The organism is Pontibacter sp. MBLB2868 (assembly GCF_051904785.1).
Classification (GTDB): domain Bacteria; phylum Bacteroidota; class Bacteroidia; order Cytophagales; family Hymenobacteraceae; genus Pontibacter.
Genome location: NZ_CP196710.1, coordinates 3,012,978 through 3,035,188 on the forward strand (window position 1 = coordinate 3,012,978; position 22,211 = coordinate 3,035,188).

At 45.3% G+C, this 22,211-nt stretch carries 18 protein-coding genes; 8 read left to right on the forward strand and 10 right to left on the reverse strand.

Annotation, left to right across the window (positions count from 1 at the left end):
* Positions 1-240: 240 nt before the first annotated feature.
* Positions 241-855: a deoxynucleoside kinase gene (locus tag ACSX1A_RS12815; protein ID WP_439880039.1), complete on the reverse strand. Its 615-nt coding sequence runs from the start codon at positions 853-855 to the stop codon at positions 241-243.
* A gap of 196 nt (positions 856-1,051) precedes the next feature.
* On the opposite strand from ACSX1A_RS12815, the gene ACSX1A_RS12820 reads away from it, so the two are divergent.
* A complete protein-coding gene (locus ACSX1A_RS12820; RefSeq protein ID WP_439880040.1) occupies positions 1,052-1,228 on the forward strand; it encodes a hypothetical protein in 177 nt (58 codons plus the stop codon).
* Between the two features lie 74 nt (positions 1,229-1,302).
* Here the strand turns inward: ACSX1A_RS12820 and ACSX1A_RS12825 are convergent, their stop codons facing one another.
* A complete protein-coding gene (locus ACSX1A_RS12825) occupies positions 1,303-1,950 on the reverse strand; it encodes a hypothetical protein (protein WP_439880041.1) in 648 nt (215 codons plus the stop codon).
* A gap of 260 nt (positions 1,951-2,210) precedes the next feature.
* Between ACSX1A_RS12825 and ACSX1A_RS12830 the strand changes: the two genes are divergently transcribed.
* The 4 genes from ACSX1A_RS12830 to ACSX1A_RS12845 all read left to right on the forward strand — a co-directional run bounded on the left by ACSX1A_RS12830 (position 2,211) and on the right by ACSX1A_RS12845 (position 6,545).
* Positions 2,211-4,652 carry a GAF domain-containing protein gene (locus tag ACSX1A_RS12830; RefSeq protein WP_439880042.1) on the forward strand — a complete coding sequence of 814 codons (2,442 nt, stop codon included), beginning with the start codon at positions 2,211-2,213 and terminating at the stop codon, positions 4,650-4,652.
* A gap of 275 nt (positions 4,653-4,927) precedes the next feature.
* The gene (locus ACSX1A_RS12835; RefSeq protein ID WP_439880043.1) at positions 4,928-5,737 is read left to right on the forward strand and encodes a hypothetical protein; all 810 of its coding nucleotides are present in this window, start codon (positions 4,928-4,930) and stop codon (positions 5,735-5,737) included.
* Positions 5,738-5,873: 136 nt separating this feature from the next.
* A complete protein-coding gene (locus ACSX1A_RS12840) occupies positions 5,874-6,095 on the forward strand; it encodes a CDGSH iron-sulfur domain-containing protein (RefSeq protein ID WP_299824300.1) in 222 nt (73 codons plus the stop codon).
* Between the two features lie 9 nt (positions 6,096-6,104).
* Positions 6,105-6,545 (forward strand): putative signal transducing protein, encoded by a 441-nt coding sequence (locus ACSX1A_RS12845; RefSeq protein ID WP_439880044.1) that lies wholly within the window; start codon positions 6,105-6,107, stop codon positions 6,543-6,545.
* Between the two features lie 58 nt (positions 6,546-6,603).
* Here the strand turns inward: ACSX1A_RS12845 and ACSX1A_RS12850 are convergent, their stop codons facing one another.
* The 3 genes from ACSX1A_RS12850 to ACSX1A_RS12860 form a co-directional block, all read right to left on the reverse strand.
* Complete coding sequence (locus ACSX1A_RS12850; RefSeq protein WP_439880045.1) at positions 6,604-7,938, reverse strand: RagB/SusD family nutrient uptake outer membrane protein; 1,335 nt, start codon at positions 7,936-7,938, stop codon at positions 6,604-6,606.
* 12 nt (positions 7,939-7,950) lie between these two features.
* Positions 7,951-10,917 carry a SusC/RagA family TonB-linked outer membrane protein gene (locus ACSX1A_RS12855; RefSeq protein WP_439880046.1) on the reverse strand — a complete coding sequence of 989 codons (2,967 nt, stop codon included), beginning with the start codon at positions 10,915-10,917 and terminating at the stop codon, positions 7,951-7,953.
* Positions 10,918-11,138: 221 nt separating this feature from the next.
* Positions 11,139-11,393 carry an acyl-CoA-binding protein gene (locus ACSX1A_RS12860; RefSeq protein ID WP_439880047.1) on the reverse strand — a complete coding sequence of 85 codons (255 nt, stop codon included), beginning with the start codon at positions 11,391-11,393 and terminating at the stop codon, positions 11,139-11,141.
* 152 nt (positions 11,394-11,545) lie between these two features.
* Here ACSX1A_RS12860 and ACSX1A_RS12865 point away from each other — a divergent pair, with 152 nt between their 5' ends.
* Complete coding sequence (locus ACSX1A_RS12865; protein ID WP_439880048.1) at positions 11,546-13,750, forward strand: S9 family peptidase; 2,205 nt, start codon at positions 11,546-11,548, stop codon at positions 13,748-13,750.
* Between the two features lie 82 nt (positions 13,751-13,832).
* On the opposite strand, the gene ACSX1A_RS12870 is transcribed toward ACSX1A_RS12865, so the two are convergent.
* Both ACSX1A_RS12870 and ACSX1A_RS12875 read right to left on the reverse strand, forming a co-directional pair.
* A complete protein-coding gene (locus ACSX1A_RS12870; RefSeq protein WP_439880049.1) occupies positions 13,833-14,834 on the reverse strand; it encodes a quinone oxidoreductase family protein in 1,002 nt (333 codons plus the stop codon).
* Between the two features lie 70 nt (positions 14,835-14,904).
* A complete protein-coding gene (locus ACSX1A_RS12875; protein ID WP_439880050.1) occupies positions 14,905-15,846 on the reverse strand; it encodes an FAD-dependent oxidoreductase in 942 nt (313 codons plus the stop codon).
* A 235-nt stretch (positions 15,847-16,081) separates the two neighbouring features.
* Here ACSX1A_RS12875 and ACSX1A_RS12880 point away from each other — a divergent pair, with 235 nt between their 5' ends.
* Positions 16,082-16,582, forward strand: coding sequence for a GNAT family N-acetyltransferase (locus tag ACSX1A_RS12880; protein ID WP_439880051.1), 501 nt, complete (start codon positions 16,082-16,084; stop codon positions 16,580-16,582).
* Positions 16,583-16,642: 60 nt separating this feature from the next.
* Here ACSX1A_RS12880 and ACSX1A_RS12885 read toward each other — a convergent pair whose 3' ends face one another.
* The gene (locus tag ACSX1A_RS12885; RefSeq protein ID WP_439880052.1) at positions 16,643-17,866 is read right to left on the reverse strand and encodes a S8 family serine peptidase; all 1,224 of its coding nucleotides are present in this window, start codon (positions 17,864-17,866) and stop codon (positions 16,643-16,645) included.
* Between the two features lie 409 nt (positions 17,867-18,275).
* Here ACSX1A_RS12885 and ACSX1A_RS12890 point away from each other — a divergent pair, with 409 nt between their 5' ends.
* Positions 18,276-19,043 carry a peptidylprolyl isomerase gene (locus ACSX1A_RS12890; RefSeq protein ID WP_439880053.1) on the forward strand — a complete coding sequence of 256 codons (768 nt, stop codon included), beginning with the start codon at positions 18,276-18,278 and terminating at the stop codon, positions 19,041-19,043.
* 72 nt (positions 19,044-19,115) lie between these two features.
* Here the strand turns inward: ACSX1A_RS12890 and ACSX1A_RS12895 are convergent, their stop codons facing one another.
* Together ACSX1A_RS12895 and ACSX1A_RS12900 are read right to left on the reverse strand one after the other, a co-directional pair.
* Positions 19,116-21,209, reverse strand: a complete 2,094-nt coding sequence (locus ACSX1A_RS12895; RefSeq protein WP_439880054.1) for a M13 family metallopeptidase — start codon at positions 21,207-21,209, stop codon at positions 19,116-19,118.
* 232 nt (positions 21,210-21,441) lie between these two features.
* Positions 21,442-22,128, reverse strand: a complete 687-nt coding sequence (locus ACSX1A_RS12900) for a TIGR04283 family arsenosugar biosynthesis glycosyltransferase (RefSeq protein WP_439880055.1) — start codon at positions 22,126-22,128, stop codon at positions 21,442-21,444.
* Positions 22,129-22,211 lie beyond the last annotated feature (83 nt).

Below are 22,211 nucleotides of genomic sequence, written 5' to 3' on the forward strand. Positions count from 1 at the left end.
AAATAATTATATTTAATATTAATTATTTGCCTGTAAAAACCAATAATACCTATATTCCAGTAATTAAAATCCTGGTAAGTATTGCAGAAATGTGTAGTAGCGATAAACTGCCTGATAAAAATTAATTGAAGAATAAGAGGATAGCAGAACGTAGCTTAAGTGTAACAGGATGTGTAAATAAAAAACGGCTGCCTCACCCTATTTGGTGAAGCAGCCGTTATAAAGGCTGGCAGGTTGTTACTAAAACAACCCGAACAACTCAACTTGTACTTTCTCAATAATAGTACCCAGATCTTCCTGGTTGGCAACAAAATCCAGTTTGTTAACATCTATTACTAAAAGCTTGCCTTGGTCATAATTACCCATCCAGGTATTATAATGCTCGTTAAGGTTGCGCAGATAGTCTATTCGGATATTATTTTCGTAGTCACGATTTCGTTTTTCAATCTGCCCTATCAATTTAGGGAGGTCTGCCTTCAGGTAGATCATCAGGTCTGGAGCCTTCACCATGCTTATCATTGAGTTAAACAGGGAGAGGTAGTTGTCATAGTCGCGCGTGGTCATGAGGCCTGACTGATGGAGGTTTTTGGCAAAAATATGCGCATCCTCATAAATAGTTCTATCCTGAATAACGCTACGGCCATTCAACTTGATCTGTTGTACCTGGTTAAAACGGCTGTTCAGGAAAAACACCTGTAAATGGAAAGACCATCGCTCCATGTCTTCATAAAAGTCTTTCAGGTAGGGGTTGTTCTCAACCGCTTCCAGGTACAGGTCCCACTTAAAGTGTTGCGACAGTTTGGTGGCCAGGGTAGTTTTGCCAGCGCCAATATTGCCTACAATTGCAATGTGCATGGTATAATGAGGTTTTAGGTAAAAGCCGGTTACAAAAATAGGGTTTTTTAACAGAAGCCTGCGCAGGTTTACCCAGAACTTCCCCACCAGTTATCCACACTCTTCTGTAAGCCGCAAAAGAGGCCTGCCAGTCATGGTTTTTAACTTACCCCACTGCACCCCGTACAACAAGGTATAAAACCAATAAAAACAAGCTATGACAAAAGGACACAATCAAGACCGCAACAAACAGAGCAAGCCAGAGGCCAGAGATAAGAATGATGTAAAAGAGAATCGTCACCTGACCGATCAGAAACAGAATAAGAGTCCGGACCAGGGACGCAATGCAAACGAAAAACAGTCTGGCGGAACAAAAGGCCAGAATGCCATATAACATATAAAGCAGAAAGCCCCGGCAACCTGATGGTTGCCGGGGCTTTCTGCTTTATATGTTATTTTAAATATGCGTTATCTTTTCTCTTCCCGCATCTCCTGGTAAGCATCCTTTGCTTCACGGCTCTTTTTGAGCGTAACAAATTCTACCTGCAGCGCCGCTATTTTAATTTTATCACCATTGTTAAGTTTATCCAGCAACTCTGACTTACGCGTTTGTAGTTCACCCAGCACAAATTCAGCATAATCCCAGTCACGCAGGCTCCAGTTGCGCCTTTCCTCACGGGTATAATCCAGGGCGCGCGCAAAAGCGTCGCGCAGGAGAGCAGGCTTAATTCGGCCAATATGTGTTGTACCTGTCATTGTACGTTCCCAACGCTCCAGCTCCTGCCCATCCAAGTCAACAGCTTTACGGGTTTCATTTCGCTCCTCCCATTCCTTGTAACGCTGTTTCATTGCTGCGTACTCGCTCCTGGAGCTTTCTGTCATACTTTTCGTGTTCTGGTCAAGCGAATAGGTCAGCTCTTTATACTCCTCTTTCACGGTGGGCCACTCCCTCCGGATAGTGCTATCGGCCTGGCTGGACTTCTGCTGCATCCAGGTCCTGAACTCTTTCAGGCTCTGCTCCACCTGCGACTTTGACTGTGATTGCCCCTGCACCGAAAGCGTAACTGCTGTAAGCACAAATGCCAACACTAAACTTCTAAGTCCTTTCAATTTCATAGTAGGTATTATATTAAGTTTTGTAACAACGTTTATACTCATAAATTTTGTGCCATAAAGATATTTAGTGAGCTTTATTAAAATAAAGTGTAATATATCATTCATGTAAACACCACACAGTCATAAAGATAACAATATAACAACCTGCTGCTTGTTATCTTTTAGGGCGAAGTTTCGTTTATAGGCATAAGAAAGCCCCCTGTATGACACAAAAACATACAGGTATTCAACATCCTTGGCTTAAAAGCTATTCAGATCATATGAGTAAACACCACAAAGGCAGCTTCCATGAAACTGTCGTTTCTATTACTAACAACGATGACATTATTCTAAGTGTAGATCAATTTCCGTTTGATACCGCTCTTAGTTTATCGCCTTTAATTGCTTACTGGGAGGATAAGATAAAAACAGACCCCAGTTGCAATGTAGATCGCGTGCGTCAGTTAGCGGAATTACTGCGTAACCGTCCTGAACTTATTGGTTCAATTCACGATGTTTCTGTCATAGAGAAGCACATTGAGACAGTTGACATTCTGATGGAGGACATTTTTCCGGGCGCTCTCTGGGAAAATAACCTGAAGGCTGTTGTGGTGCCATTCCATTTCGAAAGCTTTTACGCCACCCCTCGCCTGGAGGAGCTGAAGCTTTTAGGTGGCAACAACTACTCCGAGAAACTCAACATAGATAATAAGACATTGTTGTTCAGGCTAATGATCTCAGCCTACACCATTATATTGGACCAGTTCTATAATGCCAATTTCTATGTAGATGAGCCTTTTATATTTACTATAAAAGATAAACTTACCGGCTTGCAGCGCCATTATAAGTTAAGCATAGACCTAAAGTTTATGCAGGTTAGGGCTAAAGGCGAGATCAAGCAAATGAGTGCTCAGGAAATCAACTACCTCATTAACCGGTATAACGACCTTGACCTATGGATGCAGAAAGTGCCACCGGAAAACTTTGAGTTCAGCGGTTTTGCCATTTACGATTTCACGGAAGTAACGAACGAAGAAACTATCTCTTCCTTAAGATACGAGCTGCTGGACCGTGATTCAGTTTCTACTGTAGAAGGGTTTGAAAGCCTGCAGCAAAAATTACGCGTGCTGTTTGGTTTACCCGGTATTAAACTGGGCTTTGCCTCCTGCCCGGCCATGCGTGAGTTTGACACCACTTACGCACGCAAAATCTGGAATGGCCTGATACTCACGCATAATTCAGACATAAAACTATCTGACCTGCGCGGCTCCATTTATGAGCCTGTGATCAGAAGAGGGCATACCATTGTTGTTGAAGATCTGAATGTATTCCCGAACCCAACCCAGATCGAAGACCAGTTACTGGAGTCCGGGATACGTAACCTGATCATTGCCCCATTAGCGTATGAAGGCAAGATCATAGGGTTAATGGAGCTGGCCTCTCCCATACCCGGAGAACTGAATGCGCTGTCCACAATAAAGTTAAAGGAGATTCTCCCATTGTTTGCCCTGGCCATGAACCGTAGCCTGGACGAACTGCGTAGTAGCATCCAAAATGTTATCAAGGAGAAATATACGGCCATCCATCCAATTGTTGAGTGGCGATTTACGCAGGCTGCCATTAACTTACTTGAGAAAATGGAGCGAAACAACTCGCCTGAAATTGAGCCGATCGTGTTCCGTGACATTTATCCGCTTTATGGTGCATCCGATATCCGTGGGTCTGCCACAGAACGCAACAAAGCCATTCAGGGGGACCTGCTGGAGCAACTCGTTTTAGCAAAAGAAGTTATACTTGCCGTAAAAGATAACCTGCCCCTCCCTATCCTGGATGAGCTGATCTTTAAAATGGATAAGTATTCCCAAAACATCATGCACGAAATAGCATCCGATGACGAAGGGACGATCCTGCACTTCCTCCGAACCGAAGTAGAGCCGCTGTTCGACCACTTCAGCAAAAAGAACCCAGCCGCTTCGGAGGCTATACAAGCGTATTTATCCGCGATAAAAAACCCTTACAGAGTAGTGTATAATAAGCGTAAAGCTTACGAGGAGAGCCTGTACCTGATCAACGAAACGATATCGTCGTTCCTGGACCGGGAGGAGGAAAAAGCACAGCAGATTTTTCCTCATTATTTTGAGAAGTATAAAACAGACGGCCTGGAGTATAATATCTACATTGGCGCTTCGCTGCTGAACAACGGCAACTTCGAACCTATTTACCTCAAAAACATGCGCCTGTGGCAACTCATGCTCACCTGCGAAATTGCAAGGCGCATTCACAAACTGCGTGCTAACCTTAAACTACCCCTGGAAATCACACAGCTTATACTTGTGCACAGCGACCCTATCTCGATCAGGTTTAGGCTGGATGAGAAAAAATTTGATGTGGAAGGCGCGAATAACATTCGGTATGAGATAATTAAGAAGCGCATAGACAAGGCAACAATACGCGGCACGGATGAGCGCCTGACGCAGCCTGGCAAGATAGCTATTGTTTATACGCAGCAGAAAGAAGTGGATGAATATATCCGGTATATCGAGTTCCTGCAATCCGAAGGATACATTGACAAACACGTTGAACGCCTGGACCTGGAGGAGATGCAGGGTGTACAAGGATTGAAAGCTCTACGGATTGAAATCAATTTTACTGACCATCTTCGCCACGACATAGATGCAGGGGATGAATTACTTTCCATTGCGAAAAGTGCAAGTTTAAATTAACAATTTTATATACACTTAAAATATATTAAATCCTATATTTAAATAATTGTCACTTTTTTTACGGAATGACACCCAACGCAATAAAGCCAATAAATAAATTGACTATCAAATTGTTACATAGCAAAATGCCATATTAAAAACCATCTCCTTTACACCTGCCACAAAATATTATCTAACAAAGTGCAATTATTACAAGCTTCTTACCGTTCTCACAACAACCCGTCAGCAGCAGGTGGCTGGTGGGTTATTTTTTAACTTTTTCAACATTTAGCCAAATGAAATTGAAAAACAATTTTTTACCTGCCATGCTCATGTTTGGTGTGGTAGCATTTAGCTCTTGCGACAAGAGGGAACAAGAATCATTGGAGCCGGAATTTAAGCAAGGCGCAATATCTCAGATCATGGCAGACTCTGCGGAAGTCACTTCCTACGACTTTGCGGGAAAGCAACTGACCCAGATCAATTATTACGACAAAGCAACTGGTAAACTGGAGAGTTTCGAGAAGTTTGTCCGCGACGCTAAAGGCAAACTTACTACAGCAACAACCCATGCAGGCAGCAACAATGCTGTTCTCTCTGAGCAAGCGTATACTTACAACGATAAGGGCTTGTTAACCACTACTACGACGTCTTATTTTAATGGCGGCAAGGTTGAATACAGTACGTACAGCAAGTATGATTATACCGCTGATAAAAATCTGAATAAGAAAACTGTATTTGAAGGCGTTGAATCGGGTGATAAGGCAGGCGTTGCCAAATCTTATACTACCTACGAAGTATTGCCTAACGGAAATTATACACAGGAAAAGCAGTTTGTGGTTGATGACAAAGGTCAGGCGAAGCTTTTCTCTACTACTACCTATTCGTACGACACTAACCAAAACCCATTTCATGAGTTTGCGGAACCAGGCACTGCCAGCAGCCCTAACAACATGTTAGCCTCGTCTATGCTAGTACATGGTAGCAAAAAAACGTACAAATATACTTACACGTATCAGTACGACGACAATGGGTACCCTGTGAGCCAAACAATCACAAAACCAAACGGCACCCGTGAAACTTTTACTTACGTGTATAGCAAATAAGCGTAAATAGCTTCATTATTTGAACAGGCACCGGCTTCTCCGGTGCCTGTTTTGCTTTATACCCTACCAATAATGCCCGGGCAGCAAGTGCTATGTTAAAATTCATTATATTTGTTTATACCTAAAAAAATACGAAATGGCAAAAACAAGGCTTACAGTAAACAACAATGGTTCTTTACGTGTAGAGGGAGAATTTGAAATAGTTGATAAAAACGGAAATGTGTATGGTTTAGGGGGCAGAGAGCTTGTTTCTATCTGCCGCTGTGGCTTATCTAAGAACAAGCCATTCTGCGATGGATCCCACAAAGGCCATTTTGAGCACGAGGCGGAGGCATTTGACCTTCCTCCTAAGAAATAATCTTACATTATGCCTGAACGCCTGATAACTATTGCTGCATTTAATGATGCCACAGAAGCCCATATTATGAAAGGGAGACTGGAGGCTGAAGGCATCCTGTGTTTTTTGGGCGATGAGAATATTGTAAGCGCTCAACCTTTTTATTCGGTTGCAGTGGGCGGTGTAAAGCTGAAAGTCACGGAAAACGATGTAATGGAGGCAAAAGCCATACTATCGCGGATCGAGGAAGGAAGCTCATTGTTTGACTACGACAGTATTGAACTGGCCCCGCCTATGCAGGAGCACCAGGAAGCGATCAGGTGTCCTGATTGTGCGTCAGAGAATGTGGCAGAAGAGAAATTCAATAAAACCGTTTTTTCTGTCAGCTATTTGCTACTCGGCTTTCCTTTACCGTTTCTGAGCAGAAAACACACCTGCTACGATTGCGGGCATAGCTGGAAAGGTAAATAAAAGAGGGGCTTAAAAGCCCCTCTTTTATTTAAAGCTATTACTTAAAAATAGTATATCCTTAAACGCTTAGCTCTGAAAAAGGAATCGGGAAATTAACCCATACATCATCTCCCGGGCGGTCTATTGGTAATTGATCCAACCTGTTATACCGCCGCATATCAATCCAGCGATGCCCTTCAAAGTACAAGGAATATCGGCGTTGCCGCAGCATTTCATCTATTAAGGCTGCCTGCGTAACAGGTCCGGAATATGGCTGCAGCCCATGTCCGGTCCGTATAATATTAAGAGCATCAACGGCATCCTGCAACTGGCCAGTTTGTATCTTTGCTTCTGCATAGATCAGGATGAGTTCTTCGTTTCGGATGATCGGCACCGGATCCACATTAGAGTCATACAAGGCTACGTCATACTTGCTGGTTAATCCGCTTTGGGTTGCCGGAGCATCTCGTAATGCTACCTTAGACAAACGATCATCGCCTGGGGTGGCATCCGCAACAAAACCAGGATGCGCCAAACGAACTTCACCTGTCGCATTTCGTGCAAAGAAAAGCGGGTTCAGCTGATCTCCCGGCGCTGTACTGAACACGTAATACACACCTCTTTCAAAATTATCATTCAGTTCCAGGAATGAGTTATCAAGAGCAGTAAGGGCATCCTGAAAATTGCTCCTGTAAACTGCCACGCGGGCAGCCAGAGCCCGGTTAAACTCCAGGAATGTTTCTGGTTTATTAAAACCTATAAATCCATCTGATAAAGGAAAAGCAAACTCACTTCCGGAGTTTTGCAAATGACCCTGTGCCTCATCCAGCAGGCTTGCAATCGCCTCCAGTGCCGCAGCTTTGTCAACAATCGGCCCGAGGTTGTTGATATCGTCCACATCTATCCGGATACCATTTTCGTTCATCAGGGTCAGGTTCATCAGCAACTGATGCGCCTTAATGGTTTTAGCAAAACCTAAATAGCCCTGTTTTTGGGTGTCTGTTACCAATGCTGTGTTGTTTACTGCACCAATCAGGGTATTTGTGTTCTTTACAACCCGATAGCGGGCTGCCCAGGGGTTTGTAGTATAAAATGTGTTGTTATCCAGGGTTGCGCTACCAAAGCCTAGTAAGTCAGATGTGAAGCGAGGATCTGCCCCTGAAAACCGGTATACTTCCCGGCCAATTACACTAACATCATCATAGTAAGTACCCAAAACATTTCGCATGCCTGCCTCTGTTCCTACCACCAGGTTGTTCAGGTCGTCTACAGTAGCATTTTCAAGTACCGATTCTATGGTCGGGTTATTAGGGTCACTTATGTCATCTACCTCACAGGCTGGAAGTGCTACAGTTACCAAGAGCATCCCTAACAATATTCTGGTATGGTATAGTATAGTATGATTCTTTTTCATGATCTCATTTAATTAAAAGCCAACTGACAGATGGAAAAACATTCTTCTGGAGTTCGGGAATGGAGTTACATCCACACCTGTTGAAAGTCCATTGCTTCCAAAGTTGGAAACTTCCGGATCATAGCCTCTGTAGTCAGTTACGGTGAACAGGTTATTTGCAGAAACACCTACCCTAAGGTTGCGCACCACCGTACCGAATACACTTTGCAGGGCTGTAACAGGCACACTGTAATAGAGCCCTATTTCACGCAGGCGCAGGTAAGAAGAGTTTTGAACAAATGGCTCAGCACTTACACCAAGTGCCGCAATTCGCTCTTCTGCATTGGGTATTCCATCGCCATCGTCATCGTCATCAAAGTCAGGAGAGGTTCCGCCCAAGTCTGTTAGGAGTTCAGTAAGGTTAATGTTGTCACCACCTTTTTTCCAGTGAAGCAGAAAAGAAAAGGTCAGGTTCTGCTGGATGGTGAAAAAGTTCTGGAAGTTCATCTGGAAGTCCGGGGATGCGTCACCAAGTTTCACAACGCCTTCGTCGCCTTTTATACCAACTATCTGTGTAACGGATTTACCTTCTTCTATAAAGAATGTACCCAAAGTATTACCAAAACCACCCAGTGGGAAAGCCGGAACATTCAGCTCTGTCATTTTAGACCTGTTTAGCCAGTAACTGGTTCTGGAATCCCATTTAAAGCCGGGTGTTTCGACTGGTGTGGCACTTAAAGCCAGCTCTAAACCCTTGTTCTGAAGTTCACCCCCGTTAACATAGCGGGTAGTAAAACCTGAAGAGGCTGGAACGTTTTGCACCAATATGAGGTCACGCACTGTTTTCTGGTACACAGTACCCTCAAAAACGATTCTGCTTCCCAAGAAGCCAATATCCAGACCTGCCTCCAGTTCTTCCTGGCGCTCTTGCTGTATGTCTCCGTTGCCGCGTTGCAGCGAGTTGATCAGGCCCGGCACACCTCCAATATTAAACGGTACCAAAGAAGTATACTTTGCTCCGAATACCGGAAATCCGCCTGCCTGCCCATAAGCCACCCTTAGTTTTACCATGCTAAGCTGCTCATAATTCCAGAAGTCGAAATTAGCCAGGTTTGCTGCTAAAGAGAATTTAGGAAAAGCCTGAAACTCGTTCGCATCCGCGTTGTTTGATGATTTATCCAGTCGCAGGCCGGCAGTAGCGATCAACTGATCCTTGAAGTTAAACTCTTCCTGAAAGAACAAGCCCTTGTTGCGTTCTTCTATAACAGTTTGCTCTACATCAATTGCACCTGCCTGGTCCAGGTTTGTCTGGCTGCCTATTAACTGCGTTGCTACATTCAGGATGCGGTCCTGGTTAAAATTTTCCCTGGTGGCACCTATTGTCGTGGTAAATGTTACGGTCTTATCAGAAAGGTATAGGTTGTTTACCAGGAAAGCGGCAAAATTGGTGTTCAGGTTAAAGTTATTGCCCTGAATAGATGCACCACCCGTACCATTGCCTCCTGACTGAAACTGCAGTAGTCTCGGGAAAAGGGCTTCTGTTTTTAAGTTATAAAAATCCAGACCTGCACGAAACGTAAACCTGGTGGAGGTCATATCAGTTTCATATAACTTGGCGTTAGCCGTGAGGCCCCCTAGAAAGCGGTTCGTACTTTCGTTATTCGTAATCAGATCGCGTGTTTGCAGGAAGTTGGAAGCACCAAATGGGTTGTTAGGATAAATGCCGCTTTCATTCGGGAAAAGATCCACAAAACTTGGCGTAGAAGACAGCGCCACACCAAAAGAAATACCCGCGTTATCATTGTTTGTTAAGCCCCGATCTGCTGAAGAGTTAATATAGTTCGTGCTAAGGCTAAAATCGAATCGCTCAGAAATGGTGTGGTCGAGGTTAAAACGGAGAGACTTTTTATTGTAGCCCGTGTGTTTCACTATACCTTCTTCATCCTGCAAAAGTCCTCCTACAAAGAACTGTGTTTTTTCAGAGCCTCCGCTAACGTTTAGCCGTGTGTTATACAGCATTCCTGTATTTCCGTAAAGCTCCTCTTCATAATCTACTAACCGGCCTGCATCACGGGCAGCTATGAACAGTGGCACAGCGGCAGCGCCGAAAGACGCGCGTACCCGATCCTCGGTCAGGGTTCGACGCCCAAGCAGGTTAGCGACCTTAGCTATACCAACATCCTGCGAAAAATTAACCACTGTTTTACCCATGGCCCCTCGCTTAGTTGTGATCACAACCACCCCTGCAGAAGCCAACGAGCCATAGATAGCAGCTGCAGATGCTCCTTTCAGAAATTCTATACTTTCAATATCGTCCGGATTCAGGTCAGCGATACGGTTTGAAGGGTTGTCCTGGTTTGATGCGTTGCCACCACCACTTGCGGCAGTTACGGCATTCAGGCCTCCAGAAATAGAGGAGTTATCCATGATAATTCCGTCTATCACATACAAAGGCTCCGACTCACCAAAGATAGAGGTTACACCCCGCAGTTTTACTGATATACCTCCACCCGGGGCACCTGAACTAGTTACTACGTTCGCCCCAACCACTTTGCCACTTATGGCACCATCAATAGTCTGGGGATTAGTAGTACCAACGAGCTCTTTTGTGTTGAGTGAAGCAACAGCATTGGCGGCATTGGCCCGCTTTACCGTTGTGGCAAGGCCTGTAACCACTACCTCCTGTAGGTTAGTTGTTCGTTCACGCATTCTCACGTCCAGTTTATCTACTGATGCATTTACATCCACTGTTTCTGCAACGTAGCCTAAATAAGAGAACTGAAGTTTACCGGAGTTACCGGGTAGAGTTATAACATATTCGCCTGACGCATCCGTTATTGTGCCAGTTGTTGTGCCCACTACTGCAACGCTAACACCTGGTAATGCTTTACCAGAGCCAAAGTCAGTCACTGTTCCTTTTACAGTTATTTGCCCAAATACGGCAAATGGTAACAGCATCAGAAGAAACATGAGCACCCTTAAGGGGTAATTTTTTTCCATAGCTACATGAATAAGGTAATAGATTTAATTATATATAAACAATTGATTATTAATTTAATACAATAACGATTATACGAATACGCCGCAGATTAGTATAACAAGGTTTATATTTAATTGTATGAATTTGCCTTTCGTGCAGGTGTTAAGAATGTTTTATACTACATAAAAAAAGCAGCGATGTTGCCATCGCTGCTTTTTTTGCTTCTAAACTCAGCTAATAATTAGCTCACGAGCGTGTCCACGAAAGCCACATATTCATCCCGTGCTTCTTCTTTGCTTTTGCCTTCCTGTTTTTTCCAGGCATCCCATTTGGCAATGTTCTTGAAATCGAATCCACCCGGGCGATCTGTGTTCACATCGCCATCAGTAGCTTGTTTGAACAAGGCATAAAGCTTTAATAATACATCGTTAGACGGACGCTCAGATAAAGTTTTTGATCTTTCTACTGCACTTTCAAATTGTTCTTGCGTAGCCATAGTTTGAGTTTGTATTAGGTGATGCATCAAGATAAAAAATAATACGCTGCATGCATAACTTATGCATTGATTATTTCTCCTTTTAAAAGCTTATTTTTAACTTAATAAAATAAGCTTTATTCCTTTTCATGTTAAACAACAAATAAAACAATATGGAAAAAAGACTAAGATTGGCAGGTTACGCCTCCATACTGGTTTTACCGCTAGTGTTCACAACAGGGTGCTCGTCCAGCAAAACGGCAGACACAGGCAATGCTACCGTGGAGCAGGCAAGTACAGCAGCCTCCACAATGCCGGCCAGCACGCAACTGCCCCAGCCCCCTGACGCCAAAAAGGTACCGAAAGAACTTACCACCCACGGCGATACCCGCATTGATAACTACTATTGGATGAACCAACGGGAAGACCCGGAAGTTATCGCTTACCTGAACGCTGAAAACAAATACACCGAACAGGTAATGGCTGACACCGAAGACCTGCAGCAGAAACTGTATCAGGAGATTGTAGGGCGCATCAAGCAAAAGGATGAATCTGTCCCTTTTAAAGATGATGGCTACTGGTATTACACCCGCTACGAAGAAGGAAAGGAATACCCCATCTACGCCCGCAAGAAAGGTACGCTTTCGGCACCTGAGGAGGTAATGGTTAATGCCAATGAACGCGCACAAGGACTAAGTTATTATGCCGCTGCCGGTATGGATGTGAGCCCTAACAACAAGCTACTTGCCTTTGGAGAAGATACCGTGAGCCGCAGAAAGTATACCATCAGGTTTAAAGACCTGAGCACCGGGAAGATGCTACCGGACAGGATACTGAACACTACGGGAAGCGCTGTATGGGCCAACGATAACAAAACGGTCTATTATACTATGAAAGACCCTGCGTTGCGCTCTTACAAGATATTCAAACATACATTGGGCACACCAGCTTCGCAGGATAAGGAAGTGTACCACGAGGCAGATGAAACTTTCAGCACGTTCGTTTACAAAACAAAATCAGATAAGTATATCATCATCGGCTCTGGCTCAACCTTGTCTAACGAATATCGCTACCTGGACGCTAACAACCCGAATGGCACTTTTAAAGTTATCCAGCCGCGTGAGAGAGGACTGGAATACAGTGTGGACCAGTTTGGTGACAAGTTCTATATTGTTACTAACAAGGACGGAGCCACAAACTTTAAACTGATGCAGACTCCGATCAGCAAACCTGGCAAAGAGAACTGGAAAGATGTGATCCCGCACCGGGAGGATGTATTACTGGAAGGTATCGAAATATTTAAGGATTACCTGGCGCTGCAGGAGCGTAAGAACGGCCTTGCCCAGATCAGGATAAAGAAGTGGAATGACCCTAAGACCGATTATTACATCGACTTTGGGGAAGAAGCATATACCGCATACATCAGCACCAACCCAGACTTCGACAGCAAGACATTGCGTTATGAGTACAGCTCTCTTACCACGCCAAACTCCACTTATGACTATAACATGGAGACAAAGCAGCAGGAGTTAATGAAACGCCAGGAGGTTGTCGGCGACTTTAATCCGGAGAACTACGAAGCCAAACGCATTTACGCTACTGCCGAAGATGGCACCAGGATCCCGATCTCATTAGTCTACAAAAAAGGCATTAAACTTGATGGCAGCAACCCGACACTTCAGTATGCTTATGGCTCATATGGCTACAGCACCAATCCTGGTTTCAGCTCAGTACGTTTAAGTCTCCTGGATCGTGGCTGGGTTTATGCCATCGCGCACATCCGGGGCGGACAGGAAATGGGCAGAAAGTGGTACGAAGAGGGTAAAATGATGAAAAAGAAAAATACCTTCACCGACTTTATTGATGCCTCTGAGTACCTGATCGAGCAAGGTTACACCAACCCAGACAAGTTGTTTGCAATGGGTGGCAGTGCAGGTGGCCTGCTAATGGGTGCTGTAGTTAATATGCGTCCTGAACTGTACAAGGGTGTAATAGCCGCTGTGCCATTTGTGGATGTGGTAACTACCATGTTGGATACCAGCATACCGCTTACGACCGGTGAGTTTGATGAGTGGGGAAATCCTGCTGAGAAAGCCTCTTATGACTACATGCTCTCTTACTCCCCATACGATAACGTAAAGGAGCAGGCATACCCGAACATGCTTGTAACCACCGGCCTGCACGATTCACAGGTACAGTATTGGGAACCTGCCAAATGGGTAGCTAAACTGCGCGACATGAAAACCGATAACAACCTGCTCCTGCTCCAGACAAACATGGAGGCAGGCCATGGCGGTGCATCCGGCAGATTTGAACGTTACAAGGAAACCGCATTAGAGTATGCATTCCTGCTAAGCCTTTTGGATAAAAACCAGTAGCACTGGTAGGTATAACTAAGTAAAAAGGCCACTGCAATACATGTGCAGTGGCCTTTTTATTTTTCCGAGAAGGAGCTGAATGCTACTCTCCCACCTTCACTATTATTTTACCGAACTGCTTGCCTGCTTCCATATAGCGCATGGCTGCTTCGGTTTCCTCCAGCGGGTATACAATGTCTACCACCGGTCTTATTTCTTTCTCATCTACCAGCTTTACCATTTGTGCAAAGTCACTGGCTGTGCCCATGGTGCTGCCATGAATAGAAAGCTGTTTCCAGAACAGCTCCGCAGGGTTCAGTTGCCCGATCATGCCGGTTGTTCCCCCATAAATGGCAATACGACCTCCAGGATTTGCCAATTTTACTAATTGCACAAACCCCTCACCGCCAGCACTGTCTATGATCACATCAAAACCTCCTGCAAGTGCCTTCAGCTCTTTGCCCCAGTTCTCGTGCTTATAGTTAACGCCGCCCTTAGCCCCCATGTCTTTTGCCAGTCCGATTTTTTCATCCGTGCCTGAGGTAACCCATACTTCGGCACCAGCGGCAACTGCGAATTGTATCGCAAACAAGGCCACTCCGCCTCCCGCGCCAGTCACCAGTACACGTTCCCCCTCTGCCAGGTTGCATTTGGTAAACATGGCCCGGTAAGCAGTAACACCTCCCAGGGGCAACGCTGCAGCTTCTTCAAAGCTCAGGTGCCCGGGTTTCTGGTGCAGGTTTTCGGCCCGCACTTTCACGTACTCGGCAAAAGAACCGTCTTCAGGCATCCCTAAAACCTTGAACTGACGTGACTGTGCCCTCGGGTTTTCTCCCCAATCAGATGACGGGTCTACAATCACCTCCTGCCCAAGCCAGGTCTCATCCACTCCCTCTCCTATTTCAGCAACTATCCCGGCACAGTCAGAGCCAAGTATAGCAGGATATTCTTTCGTAAAATACCGTCCATGTTGTATCCACACGTCACGGTGGTTCAGTGCTGCAGCCTTTACCTGTACCAGGGCCTCCCCCGGGCCAGCCGTTGGCTTTTCTTTATCTATCAGTGTAAAAGGCTTTCCGATGGCCTCCAGAAAAATCGCTTTCATAGTAAATGCTTTTAAAGTTTAGCTATACACAAAGTTACTATTCTCATACAATTTGCATAACATGACCAGATCAGGTTGTTACCATACCTACCACATCCGCTGCGCAACCCCAGGCAAGTGTAAAACCGCTACCACCATGGCCGTAGTTATGGATTATGTTTGTGCCACTTTCATGCTCAACTCTTATTACGGGCCTGTAGGGCCTGAGTCCTGCCCAACTGCCGGTAAGCGGAGCCTGTTTCAGCACAGGGTATAACTCAGCTGCTTGCCTGTACAAACGCGCAATGGTTTCTGCCTCAGGTACTGCCTCCCAAACATTCTCTTCATAAGTTCCGCCTATCAGGGTCCCATCTCTCCTCGGGACGATGTAGAAAGGCTGCTCTTCATATAGAAAAATGGGAAAACCCTGCTGTGGAGCTGTTTTGGCGATCTGGCCCCTTACCGGATAAATGCTTTCATCATGGCACAACTCCCTCGAGCCAAGGCCGGTGCAATTGATCACCCAATCATGAGCTGCAGTTAACCCGGCCAGGCGCTTTACATCACGCTGTATAAAAACCACGCCGCTTTGTTTCAGGTTTTCCATGAGCCAGGGCAGAAAGATGTGTGTTTCTATCAATGGCACTTGCATTGTGAAGCCTGTTTTGTATCCTTCCTTTAGATCCGCTTTCGCTATAGCCTGGTAAGCGCCCGCTGGCATAAAACTTTGCCACGCAGTGTGAGTGGCTTCGCTATTTCCTTTTATTACCTTCAGGAGTTGGTGCATGCTGATGCCGGTTTCGGTATTCTCCATCAGCGATACATATTTATTGTAGCTTGTCCTGCACCAGTGTATGCACCTCTCGTCATTCTGGATATGATAGGGGAACCAGAAAGCAGCAGCTTTATCGGAAGTTGTATCAGGAGGGAATGCACTGGCCACAATGTTGATCTTAAACCCACTTTGCGCCAACAGATAAGCAGTTGACAAGCCACAGATACCAGCCCCTATTACGGCAATTTCACCTTTCATGTGTACCAGATTCTATACTTTTATTGATCCGGAAATCGTCGTTTCAGAATCCCCTATACCGGAAGGAACTGCAAAATAACCATGCAGCACTTACTGCCTACAGCTTACTATAAAAAGGTTCTTTATGTTATCCCTGCCACCCCGCTGCAATAAGCCTGTGTCAATTTTTAAGGCCGGTCCTTATTGGGATTTCAGGAGAGCAATGATAACTTGCAGCAAGCCTAAAAGACCAATCATGACAGATCAAACTACGATTCACAAAGCTGCTGCCACTGACATTCCTGTCATCAAACAACTTGCAGAAGCGACCTGGGAACCAACCTATCGCAGCATCCTGTCAAGAGAGCAGATAGATTATATGTTTGGCGTGATCTATACGGAAAAAGCACTTCAGAAACAGATGCAGGAGGGGCAAGTTTTCTTGCTGTTGCAAGAAAACAGCAGGCCGGTTGGGTTTGCGGCTTACTCGCTGAAGGATGAAACTGAACGCGTGTATAAATTGAATAAGATTTATCTCTTACCGGAGAAACAGGGCAAAGGATATGGGAAACTTTTACTGCATGCTGTGGAAGAGGAAGTAAAAGCACATGGCGCTGGCAAACTGGACCTGAACGTGAACCGCTATAACAAGGCAAAGCAATTTTATGAAGGCTGTGGATACTATGTGCACCAGGAGGAGGATATTGCAATTGGCCCCTATTGGATGAATGATTTTGTAATGCGTAAAGAACTTTAGCCATGAAAAAAGGGACAGCCAATGGCTGCCCCCTATATTCACTCTACTTTAAACTTATTCTTAGTGATGTGCGATTGTATCTGGCTGACCATCAGGATCACCGATTGCAGAACCGCCTGATACGATGTTACCTAACAATAACAGACCTGCTACGTGTGGAGAGGCCATGGAAGTACCACTGATGGTATTGTAACCACCACCTTTCCAGGTAGACTTGATGCTAACTCCAGGAGCTGCAAAGTCAACAGGAGGGTTGCCATAGTTAGAGAATGAAGCGAACTTATCATTTATGTCAATCGCAGACACAGTATAGATATTATTACCATTAACACGGGCAGGTGATGAATTATTTGCATCAGCACTCTCATTACCAGCTGCCAGGGCAAACTTAACATCTTTAGATGCTGCTAAGATAGCATCGTCAAGTGCTTGTGATACAGGTCCGCCTAAGCTCATATTGGCTACATCTCCAGCAGATCCGTTTGCAGCAACGTAATCCACACCGGCGATAACGCCAGAGTAAGAACCACTACCACGAGAGTCAAGCACTTTAACTGCTACTACAGTAGCGCCAGCTGCTACACCTACAACACCAATGTTGTTATCCAGTGCCGCAATTGTTCCGGCTACGTGGCTACCATGTCCGTTATTATCTTCTGCTGAGCCAGCATCACGTCCGGAGGTGAACATAGAGATGCTTCTTGAAGCATCTACATTCAGGTCAGGGTGCGTCAGGTTAATACCAGTGTCAATGATCCAGGCAGTTTTGCCAACGCCACTAACTCGGCCACCTACTCTTGTGATGCCCCAAGGAACTTCCTGACCTGCAGTAGTTCCACCACCACCTGTGCCTGGCTTGCCTAATGTTACAATTCTATCCTGCTCTACATAAGCAACACGCGGGTCGTTACGAAGAACTTCTACTTCACTTGCTGTTAACTTAGCAGCTACACCATTGATGGCTTTACCATAAGCCTGCTCAATAGTAGCATCCTTAATTCCGTTTGACTCGAATATCTCACGACCTGACTTACGCATAGCGTCTACTCGCTGCTCATAAGTAGCACTCGCGTCCATACGCAGTGTCTCATTCTTGTTAAACACAACGATATACTGTCCATCTATCAATGCGCCGTTCTGGCTCATAGCATCAACTGCCTGTTGTGGGCTTGATACTTCTGCGCCTTCCTGATCGCAAGCTGTAAAGGTGCAGGCTGCTGTTGCCATGGCTGCGCCAAATAGAACAGAGCGCATTGCGCTTCTTAAATGTAATGAGTTTTTCATACTTGTTTAAGGTGTAAAAATTAAAAATGAACTAACTATTTGAGTGACGTCAATCCTAAAGTATTGATAATATATTACATACACAAAATAAATATTCACTTTTTCTAATAAAACAGCCTTTTAACGGCCTAAAGCAAATACAACTTTATCTTATGTTATAACATTCAACTATTGAATTCTGTAGTTCTCTACTTTCTCCTTACACCTTCCTTTTTACCTTCAGCAGAAAAACACATGCAGCCCATGTTACATAAAAACCCTTTACGGTAACTCTAACATAAATAGATGCAGCCCCACAAATATTCTTTTATTATTACAAATAAATTCACTAAAACCACAATTAGAAAAATGCAGTTAGGTAGTTGAACAAGCAATTTGTAGATTAGTATATCAGTAAATCAAAACGACCATGAAAAAGAACCCCTCCCTTCCCTCCATCCTGCGTGCTTTGCTTCTGGCTGGTTTCTTATTACCTATTGCTTCGTGCAACCAGTCAGGTTCCGAAAATGCAAACAATGAGACAGAGCCAACTGAAGCCGAAGCAAAGCTTGAGCCGCTCACCTCAGAAACTGCTGTAGAGGTACTCTCGGCCTATGAAAAGCAGCACCCTGATAGTATTGCCGTCATCAGTACCCGCCTGGGAGACATCAAAGTGAGGCTTTACAAAGACACCCCGCTGCACAGGGCTAATTTTGTTCGTTTGACAAATGCTGGTTTCTATGACCAGGGCGAGTTTTACAGGGTAGTAAAAGGCTTTGCCATACAAGGCGGCGACTCTGATAACCGGGAAATGAAAAATGGGGCTTACAAGATTCCACAGGAAACCAACCCAAAGCATATTCATAAAAAAGGAGCGCTTGCCATGGCCCGCTACGGGGATGAACACAACCCTGATAAGGAATCCTCCTCCCACAATTTCTACATTGTGCTGGGTGAGCCGCTAACTGATGCAGAGCTACGCGCTTATGAGGCTGAACACAACATTCAATATACCCCGCAGCAGATTGAGACTTACAAAACCATTGGCGGCGAACCTGGCCTGGATACTGAATACACGGTTTTCGGGGAAGTAATAGATGGAATGGATGTGGTGGAGAAGATCGCGCAGGAACCTGTGGGAAGTGGTAACTGGCCGAAGGAGATTGTTCCGCACAAAATAAAGATGACCAACAAATAAGATAGGTAACAATAAAGAGAAAGGGGCCGCAATACTTGCGGCCCCTTTCTCTTTATTGTTATTTAGCTGAGTTTACCAGATGTTTATCCTGTTCGCTTCTGCTTTAAACATTTCATCATTCTGTTTACACCCGAATGCCTCATAGAACTCTGGCATATTTGAAACCGGCCCGTTGGTTCGGAAGCGGCCAGGAGAATGTGGGTCTGTTAAAATCTGGCGGTTCAGGTACTCATCCCGGGCATTAACGCGCCAGATCTGGGCCCATGCCAGGAAGAAACGCTGCTCTGGCGTTAATCCGGCTATTTTTCCAGGATTATTCTTTTCAAGCGCCTTTTGGAGAGCTGTATAAGCTATGTTAAGTCCGCCGATATCTGCAATGTTCTCACCCATGGTCAGTTTACCATTTACATGCAGGTTATCCAGCACTGTATACTGGTTGTACTGATCAGCCACTGAATTAGCCCGCGTGGTAAACTTCTCCAGGTCTTCTTTAGACCACCAGTCTTTCAGGTTACCTTCGTAGTCATACTTGGCTCCCTGATCGTCGAAGCCGTGTGTGAGCTCATGCCCGATCACGGCGCCCATACCACCATAGTTCACCGCGTCATCAGCCTCCGGATCGAAAAAAGGAGGTTGCAGAATGCCTGCCGGGAACACGATCTCGTTCATCGTAGGGTTATAGTAAGCGTTTACAGTTGGCGGAGACATAAACCACTCCTGCCGATCAACAGGCTTCCCTATTTTGCCAATGTTGTCTTTAAACGCAAATTCACTTGCCCGCATCACGTTGGCTGCATAGGAATCTCTGCTAACATCCAAGCCTTTGTAGTCTTTCCACTTATCCGGGTAGCCAATCTTCACGGCAAATGACTCCAGTTTCTGCATTGCACGCTGTTTGGTTTCTTCACTCATCCATTCCAGGTCCTTTACGTGCTCCTTAAAAGCTGCCTGCAGGTTGTTCACCATCTCAATAGCTTTTTGCTTCGCCTCCGGCGAGAATGTTTTCTGCACGTAAAGCTGCCCCAAGGCCTCGCCTAACGCAGCGTCAGAGGCACGCAGCACGCGTTTCCAGCGTGGCTGCATTTCTTTGGCGCCTGTCAGCGTTTTACCATAAAAGTTGAAGTTCTCCTGTACAAAGTCCTGGCTCAGGTATGGCGCCATCTCCCGTACCAGGTGCCAGGTAGTATAAGTTTTCCAGTCATCTAACGGAACATTTTTAAGCATGCTGTTCAGCTCCTTGAAAAAGGCCGGCTGCCCAACAATGATTTCTTTGGCAGCCTGTGCTCCCATGTCCGTTAAAAGCTCGCTTACCTTCAGATTAGGGTTCTGCTTGGCAAACTCCTGTATTGTCATCTTGTTATAGTTGGCATAAGGGTCGCGCAGGTCCACCCGTGCTTTCGATGCTTTGGCAAGCTTTGTTTCGATATCCATTACAGTTTTTGCCTTTTTCTGGGCAGTAGTGGCATCATTCCCTAGCAGCTTGAACATGTTCTGCAGGTGTGTCAGGTACTCCTGTCTGATCTTGGTTGATCGGTCATCATCCTTCAGGTAGTAATCTCTATCCGGCAGGCCAAGCCCCCCCTGCCCTGCCTGCAGTGCATATTGGGTGCTGATCTTATCGTCCTGAGACACATACATACTAAAATACCCGCCAATGCCTTTGGTTTTCAAGTCTGCCACTGTCCGGAAAAGATCACTCTTGTTTTTAATGGCTGATATCTTGTCGAGTTCCGGCTTGATTGGGGTAATGCCAGCCTTGTTGACGGCTACCGAGTCCATGCCCGCTGCATAAAAGTCGCCTATTAACTGTGCAGCTGTTCCTTTTGCTGCTGTCTTGTTAGCTGCTGCCTCAGAAAGCAGGCCGCGCAACACCGCATTATTTTTTTCGGCTAACTCGTTAAAGGAGCCCCAGCGGCTTTCAGAGGCAGGGATAGGATTGTTCTTAACCCATCCTCCGTTCGCATACTCGTAAAAATCCTCACAAGGGCTAACGGTTGTATCCATGTTAGCCAGGTCAAGGCCTTTGCCCATGTTCATGCTTTTATTTACCGTTTCGGCAGTGGTGGTAGATGCAGTCGTATCCTCGGGTGTAGTGGAGGAACTGCAGCCGGAGATCATCATCCCGGCCAATACCGCTGTGTAAGGTAACAGGTGTGCTTTTTTCATAAAGTTGTTATTTGTTTGGTCCAACTGTACTTATTAATATGACTATGGCAACTGCTGCCCCGGACATTGTACCTGGGCTATGAGTATATTTGCCATTTATTTTATTTCAACAGTTTTTCAGAAAGATTCATCAAATCTTATACTTAGAAAAAAGAATACTGGTTGTCCGGGCAGGCACTTCCCCGGCTTTTGAAACTGGAGCTTTGAAAGTAAAAACCAGACAGGCCTTACATTATTTTGTTAACAGCCACCGATAAACCTGTACCAGCCTGCGCTGCGATACGCCCATCCGGTACAAAGTATAAATTAGAAAATAACCTGTCTGCAGCGTGTAAACACCCACTTCTTTATACTTCCGGGCAGATGTTACCACTGCCTGCGGCAAAACAACGAACGGTTGCTGCTTCCGGAGGCGAGTTATAATCTCCTGGTCTTCGAGCAAGATCAGTTTTTCATCAAAGCCGCCTGCCAGCTCAAAAAGTTCTTTTTTCACAAACAGGCTCTGGTCTCCGAAACGAACAGCATCCAGATCAAATCTCGTAAACCAGGCGTTCAGGCTAAGGAACCAATGCGGGTCGTCAAACTGAAGCCTGAAGCAACCACTTCCAAACCCGTTTTCAACAGCACCCTTTATCTGCTTTTCAAACTGGACTGGTGGAAAAGTGTCCGCGTGTAAAAAATACAAAACGTTGCCGGTTGCACCTGAGGCAGCTTTGTTCATCTGCGGCGCCCGTCCTTTGCACGCACAGTTTACCACCTTCGCTCCGGAAGCGGTGGCTATGCGTTGGGTCATGTCAGTACTTCCGCCATCAGCAACCAGTATTTCCGTTCCTTCGCTTGAATGCAGTAACAGGTATTGCACCAGCCGCCCAATTACAGCCGCTTCGTTAAAGGTTGGTATGATGATGCTAAGAGTCAAGTTTAACCAGGTCTTTTATAAGTAGGTAAAGTTTTTATGTAACCGAGGTATGATTTCGTAAAGTAGAATTATTCTTTAACTTA

Coding starts and splice junctions, on each gene's coding strand:
- ACSX1A_RS12825 (WP_439880041.1), bottom strand. CDS start 1,950: ATGAAATTGAAAGGACTTAGAAGTTTAGTGTTGGCATTTGTGCTTACA.
- ACSX1A_RS12875 (WP_439880050.1), bottom strand. CDS start 15,846: ATGAAAGGTGAAATTGCCGTAATAGGGGCTGGTATCTGTGGCTTGTCA.
- ACSX1A_RS12835 (WP_439880043.1), top strand. CDS start 4,928: ATGAAATTGAAAAACAATTTTTTACCTGCCATGCTCATGTTTGGTGTG.
- ACSX1A_RS12895 (WP_439880054.1), bottom strand. CDS start 21,209: ATGAAAAAAGCACACCTGTTACCTTACACAGCGGTATTGGCCGGGATG.
- ACSX1A_RS12890 (WP_439880053.1), top strand. CDS start 18,276: ATGAAAAAGAACCCCTCCCTTCCCTCCATCCTGCGTGCTTTGCTTCTG.
- ACSX1A_RS12830 (WP_439880042.1), top strand. CDS start 2,211: ATGAGTAAACACCACAAAGGCAGCTTCCATGAAACTGTCGTTTCTATT.
- ACSX1A_RS12850 (WP_439880045.1), bottom strand. CDS start 7,938: ATGAAAAAGAATCATACTATACTATACCATACCAGAATATTGTTAGGG.
- ACSX1A_RS12815 (WP_439880039.1), bottom strand. CDS start 855: ATGCACATTGCAATTGTAGGCAATATTGGCGCTGGCAAAACTACCCTG.
- ACSX1A_RS12820 (WP_439880040.1), top strand. CDS start 1,052: ATGACAAAAGGACACAATCAAGACCGCAACAAACAGAGCAAGCCAGAG.
- ACSX1A_RS12840 (WP_299824300.1), top strand. CDS start 5,874: ATGGCAAAAACAAGGCTTACAGTAAACAACAATGGTTCTTTACGTGTA.
- ACSX1A_RS12855 (WP_439880046.1), bottom strand. CDS start 10,917: ATGGAAAAAAATTACCCCTTAAGGGTGCTCATGTTTCTTCTGATGCTG.
- ACSX1A_RS12865 (WP_439880048.1), top strand. CDS start 11,546: ATGGAAAAAAGACTAAGATTGGCAGGTTACGCCTCCATACTGGTTTTA.
- ACSX1A_RS12885 (WP_439880052.1), bottom strand. CDS start 17,866: ATGAAAAACTCATTACATTTAAGAAGCGCAATGCGCTCTGTTCTATTT.
- ACSX1A_RS12845 (WP_439880044.1), top strand. CDS start 6,105: ATGCCTGAACGCCTGATAACTATTGCTGCATTTAATGATGCCACAGAA.
- ACSX1A_RS12860 (WP_439880047.1), bottom strand. CDS start 11,393: ATGGCTACGCAAGAACAATTTGAAAGTGCAGTAGAAAGATCAAAAACT.
- ACSX1A_RS12880 (WP_439880051.1), top strand. CDS start 16,082: ATGACAGATCAAACTACGATTCACAAAGCTGCTGCCACTGACATTCCT.
- ACSX1A_RS12870 (WP_439880049.1), bottom strand. CDS start 14,834: ATGAAAGCGATTTTTCTGGAGGCCATCGGAAAGCCTTTTACACTGATA.